This window comes from Halomonas chromatireducens, from assembly GCF_001545155.1.
Classification (GTDB): Bacteria; Pseudomonadota; Gammaproteobacteria; order Pseudomonadales; family Halomonadaceae; genus Halomonas; species Halomonas chromatireducens.
Map to the genome: position 1 here is coordinate 3,115,736 of NZ_CP014226.1, position 17,040 is coordinate 3,132,775.

Consider the following 17,040-nt stretch of genomic DNA (forward strand, 5'->3'; position numbering starts at 1 on the left):
CGGCTTACTCGGGGCGCCTGCGGGATTCGTCGAGCAGGCTGCCCAGGCTCGCCGCCTTGGGCTTGACCAGCCAGAAATGACGCACGTAGTCGCTGAAATCGTCGAGTATCTCGTGCCCCCGGGCAGACCCCGTCTCGGCAACGAACTCCTCGATGATTTCCCGCAGGTGACGCCGATAGGCCTCCATGGCCTCGGTATTGACGCGGTGGATCTCCACCAGCTCATGGTTGTAACGGTCGACGAAGGAGCGATCCTCGTCGAGCACGTAGGCGAAACCGCCGGTCATGCCGGCACCAAAGTTGACGCCGGTCTCTCCCAGCACGCAGATCAGACCGCCGGTCATATATTCGCAGCAGTGGTCGCCGGCCCCCTCGATCACCGCATGAGCGCCGGAGTTGCGCACGGCGAAGCGCTCGCCGGCCGTACCCGCGGCGAACAGCCTGCCGCCGGTCGCCCCGTACAGGCAGGTGTTACCGATAATCGCGGTCTCGTGACTGGCGAAGCGGCTGCCCTTCGGCGGGGTGATCACCACCTTGCCACCGTTCATGCCCTTGCCCACGTAGTCGTTGGCATCGCCTTCCAGGTAGAGGTGAAGGCCTCGTGCATTCCAAACGCCGAAGCTTTGCCCGGCCACACCCTCGAAGCGCAGCGTGATCGGGGCGTCCTCGAGCCCGGCCTCGCCGTAGCGCTTGGCCACCGCGCCGGAGGAGAGCGCCGGCACCGAGCGGTCGCAGTTGGTGATGGTGAATTCGAACTCGCCGCCGCTCTTGTCGGCGATGGCCTGATCGATGGCGCCGAGTACCTCCTGGTTCTTGACACCCGGATCATGGGGTACGTTGCGGCTCACCTGGCAATACTGCGGTGCATCTGACGGCACGAAGTCATTGGTCAGCAGGGGGCTCAGGTCTAGCTTGCGCTGGGAGGCGGTCGCGCCTTCAAGGACCTCGAGCAGATCGGTGCGGCCGATCAGGTCGGTCAGCCTGCGCACACCCAGCATTGCCAGCAGCTCACGCACTTCATCGGCGATGAAGCGGAAGTAGTTCTTGACCATGTCCACGGTGCCGCGGAAGTGCTCGTCACGCAGGTACTGGTGTTGGGTAGCGACACCGGTGGCACAGTTGTTGAGGTGGCAGATACGCAGGTACTTGCAGCCCAGCGCCACCATGGGCGCCGTACCGAAGCCGAAGCTCTCGGCGCCGAGAATGGCCGCCTTGACCACGTCGAGACCGGTCTTGAGGCCGCCGTCTGTCTGCAGGCGGATCTTGTCGCGCAAGCCGTTGATGCGCAGCGCCTGATGCACCTCCGGCAGGCCCAGCTCCCAAGGAGAGCCGGCGTGCTTGATCGAGGTAAGCGGGCTCGCCGCGGTACCGCCGTCGTAGCCGGAGACGGTGATCAGGTCGGCGTAGGCCTTGGCCACGCCGGTGGCGATGGTGCCGATGCCGGGCTCGGAGACCAGCTTGACCGACACCTGGGCCTCAGGATTGACCTGCTTGAGGTCGAAGATCAGCTGCGCCAGGTCCTCGATGGAGTAGATATCATGGTGCGGCGGCGGCGAAATCAGGGTCACGCCAGGCACCGAGTAGCGCAGCCGGGCGATCAGGTCGTTGACCTTTCCACCGGGCAGCTGGCCGCCCTCGCCGGGCTTGGCACCCTGTGCCACCTTGATCTGCAGTACGTCGGCGTTGACCAGGTAGGCCGGAGTCACGCCGAAGCGACCGGAAGCGATCTGCTTGATCTTGGAGCTGCGAATGGTGCCGTAGCGCGCGGGATCCTCCCCGCCCTCGCCGGAGTTCGAGCGTCCACCGGCCTCGTTCATGGCCTGGGCCAGGGCCTCGTGGGCCTCGGGCGATAGTGCCCCCAGCGACATGCCGGCGCTGTCGAAGCGCGGGATCAGTTCTTCGACCGTTTCCACCTCCTCCAGTGAAAGCGGGGATTCGGACGGCTTGAGTTTGAGCAAGTCACGCAGGGTGGCGGGCTCGCGCTCGTTGACCAACGCGGCGAATTTCTTCCACTTGGCGTAGTCGCCCTCCTGCACGGCCTCCTGCAGCGCCTTGATCACGTCCGGGTTGTAGGCGTGATACTCGTGGTCGTGTACATACTTCATCAGGCCGCCCTGGGAGATGCCCTTGCGCGGCGTCCAGGCGTCCCGGGCCAGCAGCTCCTGCTGCAGCTGTAGCTCGGCGAAACCGGCACCTTCGATACGCGATGCCATGCCGCTGAAGCAGAGGTCCATCCCCTCGGAGTGCACCCCCACCGCCTCGAACAGCTGAGAGCCACGATAGGAGGCCAGGGTCGAGATCCCCATCTTGGAAAGAATCTTGTAGAGACCCTTCTGCATCCCCTTGCGATAGTTCTCGCGGGCGTCAGCCGGGCTGCCGGTGAGCTCGCCGGTACGGTGCATGTCCGCCATGACCTGATAGGCCAACCACGGGAAGACCGCAGTGGCACCCACGCCGAAGAGCACCGCCATCTGGTGAGCATCCCGGGCATAGCCGGTCTCGACCACGATGTTGGCCCTTGGGCGCAGTGCCAGCTTGCCCAGGTGGTGATGCACGGCGCCGACCGCCAGTGCCGCATGGATCGGCAACTGCCCCTTTTCCAGGTTGGCATCCGACAGCACCAGGATCACCTTGCCGTCATGCACCGCGGCTTCGGCCTGACGGCACAGCTCGACGAGCGCCGCCTTGAGCCCGACCTGCTCGGGATCGTAGCCCAGCGAGAGAGCATGACTGGCGAAGGTCGGATCATCCTGCTCGAGCAGCGCGGTGAACTTGCGCGGTGACAGCACCGGGGTTGTGAGGATGATACGGTGCGCATGCTCCGGCGTGGCCTTGAAGACGTTGAGCTCCGGGCCGATGCAGGTTTCCAGCGACATCACGATCGCTTCACGCAGCGGGTCGATGGCCGGATTGGTGACCTGCGCGAACTTCTGGCGGAAATAGTCGGTCAGTAGCCGATGCTTTCGTGAAAGCACCGCCATGGGCGTGTCGTCGCCCATGGAGCCCACTGCCTCCTGGCCGCTCTCCGCCAGCGGACGCAGCACCTGGTCACGCTCCTCGAAGCTGACCTGAAACATCTTCTGCCAGGTATTGACCGCCTGCTGGTCCATGTTCTGGAAGCTGGCAAGCTCGGTCAACGCCGACTCCAGGTAGTGCGCTTCCTCTTTCAACCAGCGCTTGTAGGGGTAGGCCGACTTCAGTCGCTCATCGATATCGCTGGTATGCAGCACTTCGCCGGTCTGGGTGTCCACGGCGAGTATCTGTCCCGGACCCACGCGCCCCTTGGCGACGACGTCTTCCGGCTTGTAGCCGTAGGTACCGATCTCGGAGGCGAGTGTGATATAGCCATTCTTGGTAATCACCCAGCGCGCCGGGCGCAACCCGTTGCGATCGAGCATGCAGACCGCCTGGCGGCCATCGGTCATCACCACGCCGGCGGGGCCGTCCCATGGCTCCATGTGCATGGAGTTGTACTCGTAGAAGGCACGCAGCTCACCGCCCATGGTCTCCACGTTCTGCCACGCCGGCGGCACCATCATGCGCACCGCCCGGTGCAGCTCCATGCCACCCATCAGCAGTACCTCGAGCATGTTGTCCATGCTCGATGAGTCGGAGCCGACGGTATTGACGATCTCGTCCAGCTCCGCGATGTCGGGCAGGCGCTCGTTGACGAAATTCTCCTTCCGCGAATTGGCCCAGCCGCGGTTGGCCTCGATGGTGTTTATTTCGCCATTGTGGGCCAGCATGCGGAACGGCTGCGCCAGCGGCCAGCGCGGCGCCGTGTTGGTCGAGAAGCGCTGATGGAAGACGCAGATGGCCGTTTCCAGCCGCTCGTCCCCGAGATCATGGTAGAAGGCCGGCAGGTCCACCGGCATAACCAGTCCCTTGTAGGAAACCACCTCGGCGGAGAGCGAACAGACGTAGAAATCTTCCTCGTCGCGCAGCATCTGCTCGGCACGACGACGCGCCATGAACAGGTCGACGTCGAAGCGTTCCGGATCGCTCAGCTTGCCGGGCTCGACAAACAGGTGGCGGATGCGTGGCAGGCAAGCCAGCGCCATGGGGCCGCAGAATGAGGGATCTACCGGCACGTCGCGCCAGCCCCGTATGACCAGGCCGCAGGCGCGCAGCTCCCCCTCGAGGATCCCGCGAGCACGCGCCTCCTTGGCATCATCGTCGGGGAGAAAGATCGCGCCGACGGCAAAGCGCTCGCCCAGGGTGACGTCAAGCGTCTCTGCTGCCACTTCACGCATGAAGGCGCCTGGCATCTTCAGCAGCAAGCCACAGCCATCGCCGGTCTTGCCATCGGCAGCGATGCCGCCGCGATGCGTCATGCAGGTCAGCGACTCGATGGCAGTCCGGAGCAGGTCATGGCTGGCCTGTCCTTCCATATGGGCGATCAGGCCGAAGCCACAGTTATCGCGAAATTCACCGGGGTGATGAAGGCCTCTGTTCATGGGCGTGCCTCAAAAAAAGACTATTGACTCAGCAGCAGATAATTTATATTCTATTATGTTTTTTATTTGTATCTATTAAAAAATCGACGCGCTGCTGCCGTGAGAAAAAGGACGCCCAGCATAGACACCCCAAGGCATTACGCGCAATTCCACCCCTCTCCGCGCCTCATGAAAACTCCCGCCAAATCCGCAACTTGCCTAATCAATCCCCAAGAAAACATCCTGTAGTTCAATAACTTGCACTCGCCATAAACGATTTTCAAACGGCATGAGCCCATGATTTAGACTTTAGTCTAATATGGCCATTTTCTCCCATACCGATACGGCATGAGGCATGCAAATTTATCGGCTCGGTGCATAACCGCCAGTCCACAAAAAAACGACCCCCGTCGCTGACGGGGGTCGCCGTACTCAAAACCTGCGGATTGTTGCGTCTTTATGCCGGCTGGAGGAGCAGGCCGGCATGTCCCCGGGCAGTCAGCGGCGGGGAAAGGAAGCCAGCAGTTCCGTCAGCAAACCAGACGGGGTCTCGTCATGGAGACAGGCGTCACCCAGGCCACGCAGAAGGATCAGGCGCAGGCGGCTGTCGACGTTCTTCTTGTCGAGCCGCATGCGATCGAGAAAGTCCTCGGCCGTCATGTCGGCAGGCGCCAGCAGCGGCAGGCCGGCAGCCTCGATAATGGCGGCGGTACGCGCTACCTCCGCCACGGAGAGCCAGCCGAGGCGCTGCGACAGCTCGGCCGCCATCAGCATGCCGACACCCACCGCCTCGCCATGAAGCCAGTTGCCGTAGCCCTGGTGCGCCTCGATGGCATGGCCGAAGGTGTGGCCCAGATTGAGCAGGGCACGAACCCCCTGCTCGGTCTCGTCCTCGGCGACTATCTCCGCCTTGATCGTGCAGCTGCGCTCGATGGCCTGGGTCAGCGCTGACGCATCCAGGTCACGCAGCGCCGTCATGTTCTCTTCAAGCCAGCCCAGGAAGCCGACATCACGGATAAGACCGTACTTGATCACCTCGGCCAGGCCCGCCGACAGCTCCCGCGACGGCAGGGTCAGCAGGGTGTCGGTGTCGATCAGCACCGCCTGCGGCTGCCAGAAGGCGCCGATCATGTTCTTGCCACGCGGATGGTTGACGCCGGTCTTGCCGCCCACCGAGGAGTCGACCTGGGAAAGCAGGGTGGTCGGCACCTGGATGAAGGCCACCCCACGCTGGTAGCAGGCCGCCGCGAAGCCGACCATATCGCCGATCACTCCCCCGCCCAGGGCAATCAAGGTACAGCGGCGATTGAATCCCGCCGCCAGCAGGGCATCCCAGATCCTACTCACGCTTTCCAGCGTCTTGGTCGCCTCCCCATCGGGCAACACCAGCTCCTCCACCTCGAGCCCTTCGGGAAGCCCTTGGCGACAGCGTGCCAGATAGCGGGGCGCCACCGTCTCGTTGGTCACGATCATCACCTGACGCCCGGCGAGATAGGGCGACAGCCAGGTGGCATCGCCCAGCAGGCCGGGGCCGATATGGATGGGGTAGCTGCGCTCGCCCAGCGCGACCTGGAGGCTGCGCTGGGGGGCGGGGGATTGCGTCAGGGTCATGGGGGATCAGGCCTTGGCTTGAAGGGGATCGACCAGCCGCTGGATGCGACGCACGATCTCGTTGACCACGGCGCGAGGGCTGCGCCGGTCGGTACGTACCACGACATCGGCGGTAGCGCGGTAGAGCGGGTCTCTCAACTCGAACATCTCGCGCAGCGTCGCTTCCCGGTCGGGACGCTGCAGCAGGGGACGATTGCGATCCTTGGCCACTCGCTTGAGCTGCTGCTCGACGGTGGTAAACAAGTAGACCACGGTACCCCGTTCACGCAACCGGCGACGATTATCCTCGCGCAGCACGGCGCCACCGCCCGTCGCGATAACCACGGACTCGAGCTGAGTCAGCTCATCGATCATATGCGCTTCACGCTGGCGAAAGCCGGCCTCGCCCTCGACGTCGAAGATCCAGGGGATATCGGCGCCGCACCGAGCCTGTATCTCGTGGTCGCTGTCATAGAACTCACGTGACAGCTCGGCCGCCAGAAGGCGGCCGATGGTACTCTTGCCGGCCCCCATGGGGCCGACCAGTATGAGATTGGGCAAGTCCTGCATCAGCGAATGGCCAGGCCGTCTTCGAGTATTCGTGGAGTAATGAAAACCAGCAGCTCGACTTTCTGGCTGCTCTCCTCATTATAACGGAAAAGCCTTCCCAGCACAGGCAGGTCACCGAAGAAGGGCGTCCTCGCCAGCCGGCTCAGCTGCTCGGTGGTCAAGATGCCGCCCAACACCACGGTTTCACCGTTATCGACCAGCACCTGGGTCTCGATGCTGCTGGTATCGATAGGCGGCTCCTGCCCAGCTGCCACGTCACGGAAGCTGTCATTGGTCACCACCAGGTCCATGATGATGCGGTTGTCCGGTGTTATCTGCGGTGTTACCTCAAGGGAGAGTACGGCCTCCTTGAATTCGATCTGCGGCACGTTGTCACTGATGGTCTGGAAGGCACGCTCCTCCCCTTGACGGATAACGGCCGTGCGCTGATTGGCCGTGATGATGCGGGGCTGGGAGATCGTCTGGCTCCTGCTCTCGGTCTCCAGCGCGCGAAGCTCCAGGTCAAGCAGGATATCTCCGGACAGGTAGCCAAAGCCGAAGCTGGTCATGGGGTTGGCCCCACCCAGGTCGACGGCGAGCCCACCACGCTGGAACCGACTGCCACTCGGGTCGTCGAACCCTCCGGTAAAGGCGCCGCGACTGTCGCGCTGCCCGCCCAGCCCATCGCCGGTCCCGGAAATCATGCTCCCCGAGGAGGCACCCTCCAGATTCAGGCGGCTGCTGCCCCGGGACGATGCCCCCCAGTTAACCCCCAACTCCTGAGTTACACCATCGCGGGCGATCACGATGCGCGCCTCGATCTGCACCTGACGCACCGCCACGTCTAGCCGGTCGAGGGTGCGCAGAATCTCCTGCACCTGGTCGGCCGTGTCCTGAATCAGCAGCATGTTGGTACGCTGGTCCACCGCGACCCGACCACGCTCGGTGAGCAGGCCGAAGCCGTCGCCACCGCGTAGCAGCTGGGCCAGATCCTCGGCCCGGGCGTACTTGACCTCCACATACTCCGAGACCAGCGGCGCCAGCGTCTCCACCTGCGCCCTGGCCTCGATCTCCTGGCGCTCGATATTGGCAAGCTCGCTGGCAGGGGCCACGACGATGACATTGCCTTCCTGGCGACTGGCCAGGCCATGGCTCTTGAGCACCAGATCGAGGGCCTGATCCCAGGGCACGTCCTGAAGGTTGAGGGTGACGCGCCCGGTCACGCTATCGCTGGCGACGAGATTGAGGCCGGTGAAATCGGCGATGACCGCCAGCACCGAGCGGACCTCGATATCCTGGAAATTGAGCGTAATACGCTCGCCGGTATAGGGGAATTGCTGGCGCACTCGCTGGTCGCGCTCGGCCTGGGTAACCGGCTGCGCTTCGATGGTCAACTGCCGGCCACTCTGGGTGGAGAGCATGGCGAATTCACCGCTGCCTTCGATATCGAAGGTCACGCCATCACGACTGGTCCGCGGGGTAATGCGGCTCAGCGGCGTATTGAAATCGGTGACGTCGAGCACCTGGTCATGGGAAGCGGGAAGCTCCACGTCGCGCATTTCGGCAACGATACGGTTGCTACCCTCTTCGCGCACCCGCGCATCGACGCCAGCGCGGTCGAAGGTGACGATCAGTCGACCCGCGCCGCCTTCGCCGCGGCGAAAGTCGATGTCTTCGATGGTCGGCCTGCCGCTGACGGGTGCAGGCGCGGGTGCCTCCTGACGAGCCGCCGGCTGCTGCGCGACCGCTGTCGTCGGCGCGGCGGCACCACCGCCGATGGAGAGCCTGAGTCGATCACCCTGCTGCGTGGTGTCATAGGGCAGCGGCCCCTCCAGATTGAAGACCAGCCGTGTCCGCGAGCCGGCCTCAAGGGCGGTGACCTGCTCGACGCCCCCGATCCCCAGTTCCATCCTGCGCTGATCGAGCTGGTTGGCAGTATCGACCAGGTCAATGGTCAATCGCGCAGGGTCGTCCAGCCGATAGCCACGCACCTCCGGCACCCCATGACTGAAGGTGAGATCCACCTGGAGCTCCCCGCTCTCGCCCTGCCGAAAATCCAGGTCGGTCAATGTCGTCGTCGCCAGCGCCGTCGAGGACACTGCCAGCAGGCAGAGCCCTGACAATGCGCGAATCATCTGTTTCATGGTTCCCCTTCCCCCCGCCTGAGACCACGCCCCTGCTGGGGCGCAGCGATGCAGCCTTCTAATCTAGTCATTATCCAGCGCGATACGCGTGTTGCGCTCTACCCAACCGCCACCGCCCGTTGGCACCAGCTCCACCAGCTGCACCGAAGACCCTGTGATACTGACGATCCTGCCGTGATCGCGCCCCATATGACGCCCGATTTGCAGGCGATGCACTTCACCGTCGGGCGCCTTGATGAGGGCGTTGGACTGCCCGCCCATGGACAGCACGCCAACCAGCTCCAACTCCTCCAGCGAATAGTCTTCCAATGGCTCGCGAGGCCGGTCGGCATCCGGCGCCACCCCGTCATCCCCTTGCGGCGTTGCCTCTGGCTCCGGCAGTTGAGGCCGAAAGGGGCTGCGCCGGTCCCCCTCTGTATAAGGAGTCGGCTCGTAGCGCGGCACCTCTGGCAGCGCCAGCGGCTCCGGCATCCCGGGATTGGCTCGAATGGTTGCGAGCTCGCGGTCGAGCGACGCCAACTGCGGATCCGCACAGCCGGCAAGCGCCAGTACCAGGGCACCCCCAACCGCCAGCCAGCGGTGTCGTCTCACGCTCATGGCGACGCCTCCTGGGCCGTTGGAAGATAGCTGTAGGTCCGGGCCAGCATTGACAGCCTCAGGCGATCGCTCCCCTCAACCGGCACCAAGGTAAAGTCATGCTGTGTCACGATACGCGGCAGCGAGGCAATGCCTGCCAGGAAGGCAGCGATATGGTGGTACTGGCCTTCCACCTGGATATCGAAAGGCCGCTCGATATAAAAATCGCGCTCGACGGTGCCGCGCAGGCGGATGAAATCGATCGACAGCTGATTGTCGATGGCTATCTCGCTGATGCTGTCTATCAGCGACGGAATCTCGGCCCCCGAAGGCAACATGGCCATGAGTCGATCCATGCGGGACTCGAGCACCGTCATCTGTTCGAGCATGTCCGGCAGCCTGGCAGCCTGGGCGGCACGGTTGCGATAGTCGCGCAACAGCTGGCCCTCCTCGGCCTCCATCTGCTGCAGCTCCTGCGCCTTGGGGCTGGCGAGATACCAATGCATACCGGCAAAAGTCAGGCCGAATATCAGCACGCAACAGATCAATTGCAGTAACCACGGCCAGGTACCCGCCTCCTTGATGTCCAGCTCTCGCCAGTCGAGTTCACGCAAGCGACGCAGTTCAGCCTGTAGACTCATAGCGCCTCCTCATCCGAGTCCGATGGCTGGCCCACCAGCTGGTTCACGCTGAGACTGAAGCGTCGCCTGGCGCCGCCATCGGCTTCGACTTCGGACAGCACCGGCTCGGAAAGCGATGATGCAGCGGACAACCCTCGCAGCTGATCCGACACTTGATGATTGCTTTCCGCGCGCCCGGAGAGCCTCAGGCGGCTCTCCTGTCGACTCAACTCGGTATAATGCACGCCGTCGACCAGGCTGGTGGCCAGGTCGCGAATGACCTCTACCGTCTGGGAGCGGCCCCGCTGCAGCTCACTGAAGACTTCGATCTGGCCGATCATGCGCTCACGAATGGCTTCGTACTCACTGATGGAACGAATGTCTCCCTCCAGGCGCTGCATTTCCTCGCGAATATGCGCATTGCGCTTCTCCTGGGCCGACAGCGCTTCCTGGTAGTGGTAGGTCATGCCAAACCCACCCGTCATGCCCAGCACCGCCACTAATGCCATGGCGACATAGAAGCGGCGGCTGCGACGCTCTCGCTGCCGCTCTCGCCAGGGGAGCAGGTTGATTTCGATCGTCATGACACCGACCTCATTGCCAGACCACATGCCGTCAGCATGGCGGGCGCATCACTAGCCAGGGTCTGGACATCGATACGCGTATTGATCCGCATGCGCAGGAAGGGATTGGCGATCACGACCTCCATTCCACTCTCCTCTGCCAGCCGCTCCGCCAAGCCGGGGATCACGCTGGACCCGCCGGCCAATACCATGCGCCGGACTTCGTGCTTACGGCCGGCGGTATAGTAGAGCTGCAGCGAGCGGCCAACCTGCTGGACCAGGGTATCCAGGAAGGGAGCCAGCACGCTGGTCTTGTAATCCTCGGGCAGACCGCCACGTTTCTTGGCCAGCCCAGCCTCTTCCAGGGTCAAGCCATAGCGCACGCGGATCTCCTCGGTGAGCTGCCGCCCGCCGAATACGGTGTCCCGACTGTAGGTGATGCGCCCCTCACGCACGACGTGAAAGGCATTCATGGTGGCCCCGATATCAACCAACGCCACGCAATCGTCTCCCGCGCCGACAGACGGCAGCTGATGGCGCAGTTCCGTGAAGGCGCGCTCCATGGCAAAAGTCTCGACATCAACCGCCGCCGGCGTCAGCCCCGCCTGAACCAGGGCGTCGGTCAACTGGTTGACATCCTGCTGGCGGCAGGCGACCAGCAGGATGTCCTGCTGGTCGCCATAGCGAGCGTTCAGGCCCAGCCGCTGGAAGTCGAAGGCCACTTCACTGAACGGAAACGGAATGTGCTTGTCTGACTCAAGTTGAATGCGTGCCTCAATCTCATCGTCATTGAGAGAAGCTGGCATCGTCAGTGTCTTGGTAATCGCGGCGCTGGCCGGAACGGCGGCTACGGCGAGCTTGGAGGAGGGTTTCGCACTCTCCACGGCACGACGCAAGGCATCGGCCACCTCGCCCATGTCACGAATGCGTCTTTCCACCACGGCCCCTTCCCGCAAGGGTCTGACGGCATAGCTGTCAATCTGGTGATGGGAGCCCGCCCGCTTGAGTTCGATCAGCTTGACCGTCGCCGAGGTGATATCGACGCCGATCAACCCCTTGCCAGAGGCTCTGAGTCGTATCAATTCATATACCTGCGTAATCAGTCGCGGTATCCCGCTTGTTATCGGTGCGCCTTAGATCGTCTAAACGACAAGGCTCAGATAGATAATACCTTGTACTGTAGGATCGAGGTTACATGATATTGGCCCTTATCACACAAAGTTGGACTTCTGACGCCTCAACGCTGGTGGCCGACGGCCTGGATTCATATAATGATTATCGCCAGTGAAGGCCCGTTCCATCATCGCCCTTTCCTTCCTGCCCTCATCACGGAAACCGCCTTTTCATGAAGTGGATCAAGACCCTGATTTTTTCGGCCTTCTGGCTGCTGATAGCGCTGTCGACCACGGCCCTGCTCAGCGTGGCCGGCGCAGCCCTCTACTTCACACCCGGCCTGCCCGACGTGCGCCAGCTCCAGGATTTCGAGCTGCACACCCCCCTGCGCATCTTCACCCGCGACGGCAAGCTGATCGGCGAATATGGTGAGGAGCGCCGCATGGCGGTGGACTTCGACGAGATTCCACAGGACTTCATCCAGGCGCTGCTTGCCGCCGAGGATGCCGCCTTTTTCGAACACCGCGGCGTCGACCCTCGCGGCCTGGCGCGGGCTACGCTGGAGCTTGCCTCCAGCGGTGGCGAGATCCAGACCGGGGGCTCCACCATCACCATGCAGGTAGCACGGAATTACCTGCTGACCCTGGACCGGACCTTCACCCGCAAGATTCGAGAGATCCTGCTGGCGCTGCAGATGGAGCGGATCCTAACCAAGGAAGAAATCCTCGAGCTCTACGTCAACAAGATATTCCTCGGCAATCGCGCCTACGGCATTGCGGCAGCGGCAGAGGTCTATTACGACAAGCCCCTCGAGGAGCTCAGCTTGGCTCAGAAGGCGATGATTGCCGGCCTGCCCAAGGCACCCTCCGCCTTCAACCCGCTGGCCAATCCAGAGCGTTCGCTGATCCGGCGCAACTGGATCCTGTACCGGATGCGCCAGCTCGGCAATATCGACCAGGCCAGCTATGAAGCCGCTGTGCAGGAGCCCATCACCGCCCGCCGTCATGTGGCCCAGGTCGAGGTAGACGCCGACTATGTCGCCGAAATGGCGCGGCAGTATGCCATCGAGCGCTTCGGCGAGGAGGCCTATACCGGCGGCTATCGCATACACACCACGCTTGACAGCGAGCTCCAGCCATTTGCCCGCAACGCCCTGGCCAACGGCCTTATCGCCTACGATACCCGCCACGGCTGGCGCGGCCCGGAAGAGACCGACATCCCGGGCAGCCTTGCCGAGGCTCAGGCGCGCACCGAACGTCGCGGCCTGGAGGAGGAGCTTTCCGAATCCCCCGAGATACTGGAGACAGCTCGTCAGGCGGCAGAGCGCAGCCAGACCGAAGTCGAAGGTGTCGATGGCGATGTCAGCAACTGGCTGAGAGTGCTGGAACGCACTCCCGGGTTCGGCCCGCTGCAACCCGCCATCGTCGTTGCCAGCGAAGGGCGCGAGATGCAGGTCATGACGCGCGGCGGCGAACTGCGCACCGTGGAGTGGGATGGCCTTAGCTGGGCTCGCGCCTACCGCAACCCGCGCGCGCGCGGCCCCGAGCCGAGCGCCGCCTCCGAGATTGCAAACACCGGTGACCTGGTTCGCCTCCTGGAGCGGGAGGACGGCAGCCTCCGACTCTCTCAGCGCCCCGACGCGGAAGGCTCGATCGTGGTGCTTGAGCCCGACACCGGTGCCATTCTCGCCCTGCAGGGCGGCTTCAGCTTCAATGCCAGCAAGTTCAATCGGGCGGTGCAGGCCCAGCGGCAGTCGGGCTCGATCTTCAAGCCGTTCGTCTTCCTGGCGGCCCTCGATACCGGCCTGATGACCGCCTCGAGCGTGGTCAACGATGCCCCGGTGGTGCTGCAGGATGGCAGCAACGAGATCTGGCGCCCGGTAAATGCCAGCGGTGACTTCCTCTGCCCGACACGGCTGCGCGTCGCCCTGGCCCGTTCACGCAACCTGGTGACCATTCGGATACTGCAGACACTGGGGCTGGACGCCACCATCAACTACCTGGAAGGCTTCGGCTTCGCCTCGAGCCGGCTCCCTCGCGGGCTGTCACTGGCGCTGGGCAGCGCCGACCTGACCCCGCTGGAGATGACCAACGCCTATGCCGTGCTGGCCAACGGCGGCTATCAGGTCTCGCCCTGGTTCATCGATCGCGTCACTCGCATCAGCGACGACAACCTGATCGAAGAGGCCAGCCCGATGATTGCCTGCCGGGAGTGTCGCGAGGACCAGACCGAAGTGGAGATAGACGGCAGGCGTTACCAGGTTGCCAACCGGGTAGCCGACCCCACCGCGGTCTATATCCTTACCGACATGCTGCGTGACGTGATCGAATCCGGCACCGGCCGCGCCGCCCTCAGCCTGAACCGCAACGACGTGGTCGGCAAGACCGGTACGACCAACAACCAGCGCGACGGCTGGTTCGCCGGCTATAACCGCGACCTGGTGGCCACCGTATGGATCGGCAAGGACAATAACGAAACGATCGCCGAGTACGGGGGTAACGCCGCCCTGCCGATCTGGATCGAGTTCATGGAACGCGCTCTCGACGGACGCCCCGAAGCCAAGCCAGAAAGACCCTCGGGCCTAGTGCAGGCAAGGGTCGACGGCCAGACCGGCCGCCGACTTGCCGATGGCCAGTCTGGCGGCATCAGCGAGATCTTTCATCCCGACTACCTGCCGGACATGGAGCCGCGCCGAATCGAGCAGGAAGTCGAGCAGAGCAGTGGCTCCCAGGGTAGCGGGAGCTACGAAGCGATCTTCTGACACGGTCGCTTCGTCGGGCGGCAAGGACGCCGCCCTTTCCGTCTTGCCGACCGCGTCTGTCGCACGTCTGTGCGGCCCAGTCTTACGGAAAAGCAGGAACGCCTTGTTATGCCACACCCTATCACCCCCTGCCGGCTCGCCCTCCTTTTGCTGGTAGTTCCCTGCATCGCCCAGGCGAGCGGCCTCTTTTATGCCCCACCGCCTCCGGATGAAGAAGCCCCCACCTTCGGCGGCGAAGCCGAGCTTGGCTACACCCACCTCTCCGGCAATACCGACAGCCAGACACTGATCGGAAAGAGCCGTCTCTCCTGGCTGACCGGCAACTGGACCCACACCCTGCGTGGTGAAGTGCGAAACGTGACACGCGATGGCGATACCAGCGCGGAGCAATACCTGCTGTCGGGGCGGGAGCGCTATGATTTTGACGGCCCCCACTATGCCTTTGGCTTTGCCCGCTGGGGAAAGGATCGTTTCAGTGGCTACGACCAGCAGTCCACCCTCATCGGCGGCTACGGACGAGATATCCTCGATGGCGAACGCCACCGCCTGTCCCTCGAAGCCGGCCCAGGATACCGCCATGACCGTATCGATGAAGAAGAGAACCGAGGACTCGGCGTCATCTACAGCGCCCTTGACTACCACTGGACGCTCTCTCGATTCGCCAGCCTGCGCCAGGAAATGTCGGTGGAGTCCACCGACGAGAACACCACTTCACGCTCGCTCTCGTCGCTCACCGCCCGCCTCAATTCTCGCCTCTCCCTGAGGCTCTCGCATGAGGTCAAGCACAATTCCAGCCCTCCCGAGACGGCCGTGGCAGACACCGACAATACCACCAACGTCACGCTGCTCTACACCTGGTAGTCGCTACACCTCAACGCACTGCGCCGGCCCCAAGGGGCCGGCGCAGTGACAGGGGCAAGAGACGACAAGAGGCAAGCAGGCGCATCAACTGCCGTAGACGTCATCCACGGTCTTGAGCGGGTAGTGGGCCGGATAGGGCCGGCGTGCCACGCCGGAGTCCACTGCCGCCTGGGCCACTGCCGAGGTGATCCGCTCCAGCAGGCGAACGTCCACCGGGGTGGGAATGATGTACTCGGGGCCGAATGTCATGTGGTCGAGCTCATAGGCATCGAGCACCGCCTGGGGCACCGGCTCACGAGCAAGATCCTTCAGCGCATGCACCGCCGCCACCTTCATCTCCTCGTTAATGCGCGTGGCTCGCACGTCCAGCGCGCCGCGGAAGATGAAGGGAAAGCCCAACACGTTGTTCACCTGATTGGGATAGTCCGAACGACCGGTGGCCATGATCACGTCCGGGCGGGTCTCGCGGGCCAGTTCGGGATTGATCTCGGGGTCGGGATTGGTGCAGGCGAAGACGATGGGGTTGGGTGCCATCTTGCGAATATGGTCGGCCGTCATCAGGTTGGGACCCGATAACCCGATAAAGACATCGGCACCGTCGATGGCATCATCCAGGGTGCGCTTGTCGGTTTCCACCGCGAACATCGCCTTGTAGGGATTGAGCCCCTCACGACCGGCATGGATGACGCCACGGCGATCGAGCATCACCAGATTCTCGGAGCAGGCGCCACAGGAAATCAGCAGTTTCATGCAGGCGATGGCTGCCGCACCGGCACCCAGGCAAACGATCCTGGCATCCTCGAGCCGCTTGCCGGCGATATCGAGCGCGTTGAGCATGCCCGCCGCAGTGACGATGGCGGTTCCGTGCTGATCATCGTGGAACACCGGGATACTGCACTGCTCGATCAGCGCCTGCTCGATCTCGAAACACTCGGGCGCCTTGATATCCTCAAGATTGATGCCGCCCCATGTGTCTGCAATACGTGCCACGGTGTCGATGAAGGCCTGTGGACTCTCGGCATTGACCTCGATATCCACCGAATTGATACCGGCAAAACACTTGAACAGGACCCCCTTGCCCTCCATGACCGGCTTGCTTGCCAGCGGCCCCAGGTTACCAAGCCCAAGAATGGCACTTCCGTCGGAAATCACCGCGACCAGATTACCCTTGCCGGTGTAGCGATAGGCGTTCTCCGGGTCACGGGCGATTTCACGGACCGGCTCGGCGACACCGGGGCTGTAGGCGAGGGAGAGATCACGAGCCGTCGCAGTAGGCTTGGTCAGCTCCACCGAGAGTTTTCCGGGAATGGGCTTGGCGTGATAGTCCAGCGCGGCCTGCTTCTTGGCGTCTGTCATGCTGTGATCCGGTATCCGTGTAACGTGAACATGGAAAAACAGAATATAGAAAAACCTTCCATTTCTCAATGACCGGCGCGTTCGCGCATTTTCATCACCTGATCATGACCATTCGCAGCTATTTGCTGTAACTTATACTCATGATGCCAGTCATAAGCCATTGCTTATCGCTGCAGTCCCCAGCGTACTGACAAAAAGAAACCCGCCACCTGGGCGGGTTTCCTCTCGGCCGCAGCCGCAGGCACGGACGCATCAGCCGCGCTTGATGGCGGCACCGAAGCGCTTGTTGAAGCGTTCGACGCGGCCACCGGTGGTCGCCTGCTTCTGCTTGCCGGTATAGAAGGGGTGGCACTGAGAGCAGACGTCCAGTGACAGGTCATGGCCGACCGTGGAGCCGACCTCGAAGGTCGCGCCGCAGGAGCAAGTGGCAGTGACCATCTTGTAATCGGGGTGGATACCTTGTTTCATCTTG

The 17,040-nt window shown here is 63.1% G+C and carries 12 protein-coding genes; 2 read left to right on the top strand and 10 right to left on the bottom strand.

The annotated features are described in order from the left end of the window. Positions 1-4 precede the first annotated feature (4 nt). From gltB to pilM, 8 genes are all read right to left on the bottom strand, one after another. Positions 5-4,456, bottom strand: coding sequence for a glutamate synthase large subunit (gene gltB / locus LOKO_RS14405; RefSeq protein ID WP_066450855.1), 4,452 nt, complete (start codon positions 4,454-4,456; stop codon positions 5-7). A gap of 477 nt (positions 4,457-4,933) precedes the next feature. Next, positions 4,934-6,046 carry a 3-dehydroquinate synthase gene (gene aroB / locus LOKO_RS14410; protein ID WP_144439675.1) on the bottom strand — a complete coding sequence of 371 codons (1,113 nt, stop codon included), beginning with the start codon at positions 6,044-6,046 and terminating at the stop codon, positions 4,934-4,936. 6 nt (positions 6,047-6,052) lie between these two features. Continuing rightward, complete coding sequence (aroK, locus tag LOKO_RS14415) at positions 6,053-6,595, bottom strand: shikimate kinase AroK (RefSeq protein WP_066450858.1); 543 nt, start codon at positions 6,593-6,595, stop codon at positions 6,053-6,055. Beyond that, the gene (gene pilQ, locus LOKO_RS14420; RefSeq protein ID WP_235589029.1) at positions 6,595-8,709 is read right to left on the bottom strand and encodes a type IV pilus secretin PilQ; all 2,115 of its coding nucleotides are present in this window, start codon (positions 8,707-8,709) and stop codon (positions 6,595-6,597) included. Before pilQ ends, aroK begins: the two co-directional genes overlap by 1 nt. 72 nt (positions 8,710-8,781) lie before the next feature. Beyond that, entirely contained in the window at positions 8,782-9,315 is a 534-nt protein-coding gene (locus LOKO_RS14425; RefSeq protein WP_066450862.1) for a pilus assembly protein PilP, read from the bottom strand. Further along, a complete protein-coding gene (locus LOKO_RS14430) occupies positions 9,312-9,935 on the bottom strand; it encodes a type IV pilus inner membrane component PilO (protein ID WP_066450863.1) in 624 nt (207 codons plus the stop codon). Before LOKO_RS14430 ends, LOKO_RS14425 begins: the two co-directional genes overlap by 4 nt. Next, positions 9,932-10,498, bottom strand: coding sequence for a PilN domain-containing protein (locus LOKO_RS14435; RefSeq protein WP_066450865.1), 567 nt, complete (start codon positions 10,496-10,498; stop codon positions 9,932-9,934). Before LOKO_RS14435 ends, LOKO_RS14430 begins: the two co-directional genes overlap by 4 nt. Beyond that, the gene (pilM, locus tag LOKO_RS14440) at positions 10,495-11,556 is read right to left on the bottom strand and encodes a type IV pilus assembly protein PilM (protein WP_066452377.1); all 1,062 of its coding nucleotides are present in this window, start codon (positions 11,554-11,556) and stop codon (positions 10,495-10,497) included. Before pilM ends, LOKO_RS14435 begins: the two co-directional genes overlap by 4 nt. 266 nt (positions 11,557-11,822) lie before the next feature. On the opposite strand from pilM, the gene LOKO_RS14445 reads away from it, so the two are divergent. Together LOKO_RS14445 and LOKO_RS14450 are read left to right on the top strand one after the other, a co-directional pair. Beyond that, complete coding sequence (locus tag LOKO_RS14445) at positions 11,823-14,351, top strand: penicillin-binding protein 1A (protein ID WP_066450874.1); 2,529 nt, start codon at positions 11,823-11,825, stop codon at positions 14,349-14,351. A gap of 108 nt (positions 14,352-14,459) precedes the next feature. Continuing rightward, positions 14,460-15,212 (top strand): DUF481 domain-containing protein, encoded by a 753-nt coding sequence (locus LOKO_RS14450; protein ID WP_066450876.1) that lies wholly within the window; start codon positions 14,460-14,462, stop codon positions 15,210-15,212. An 84-nt stretch (positions 15,213-15,296) separates the two neighbouring features. Here the strand turns inward: LOKO_RS14450 and LOKO_RS14455 are convergent, their stop codons facing one another. Then, positions 15,297-16,568, bottom strand: a complete 1,272-nt coding sequence (locus LOKO_RS14455; protein ID WP_066450887.1) for a malic enzyme-like NAD(P)-binding protein — start codon at positions 16,566-16,568, stop codon at positions 15,297-15,299. A gap of 252 nt (positions 16,569-16,820) precedes the next feature. Next, entirely contained in the window at positions 16,821-17,036 is a 216-nt protein-coding gene (gene rpmE / locus LOKO_RS14460) for a 50S ribosomal protein L31 (protein WP_043514107.1), read from the bottom strand. Positions 17,037-17,040: the final 4 nt, after the last annotated feature.

What these genes read in the sequence shown, in the direction of transcription:
- gltB (WP_066450855.1), bottom strand. Translation starts at nt 4,456, where the DNA reads ATGAACAGAGGCCTTCATCACCCCGGTGAATTTCGCGATAACTGTGGC.
- aroB (WP_144439675.1), bottom strand. Translation starts at nt 6,046, where the DNA reads ATGACCCTGACGCAATCCCCCGCCCCCCAGCGCAGCCTCCAGGTCGCG.
- aroK (WP_066450858.1), bottom strand. Translation starts at nt 6,595, where the DNA reads ATGCAGGACTTGCCCAATCTCATACTGGTCGGCCCCATGGGGGCCGGC.
- pilQ (WP_235589029.1), bottom strand. Translation starts at nt 8,709, where the DNA reads ATGATTCGCGCATTGTCAGGGCTCTGCCTGCTGGCAGTGTCCTCGACG.
- LOKO_RS14425 (WP_066450862.1), bottom strand. Translation starts at nt 9,315, where the DNA reads ATGAGCGTGAGACGACACCGCTGGCTGGCGGTTGGGGGTGCCCTGGTA.
- LOKO_RS14430 (WP_066450863.1), bottom strand. Translation starts at nt 9,935, where the DNA reads ATGAGTCTACAGGCTGAACTGCGTCGCTTGCGTGAACTCGACTGGCGA.
- LOKO_RS14435 (WP_066450865.1), bottom strand. Translation starts at nt 10,498, where the DNA reads ATGACGATCGAAATCAACCTGCTCCCCTGGCGAGAGCGGCAGCGAGAG.
- LOKO_RS14445 (WP_066450874.1), top strand. Translation starts at nt 11,823, where the DNA reads ATGAAGTGGATCAAGACCCTGATTTTTTCGGCCTTCTGGCTGCTGATA.
- LOKO_RS14450 (WP_066450876.1), top strand. Translation starts at nt 14,460, where the DNA reads ATGCCACACCCTATCACCCCCTGCCGGCTCGCCCTCCTTTTGCTGGTA.
- LOKO_RS14455 (WP_066450887.1), bottom strand. Translation starts at nt 16,568, where the DNA reads ATGACAGACGCCAAGAAGCAGGCCGCGCTGGACTATCACGCCAAGCCC.
- rpmE (WP_043514107.1), bottom strand. Translation starts at nt 17,036, where the DNA reads ATGAAACAAGGTATCCACCCCGATTACAAGATGGTCACTGCCACTTGC.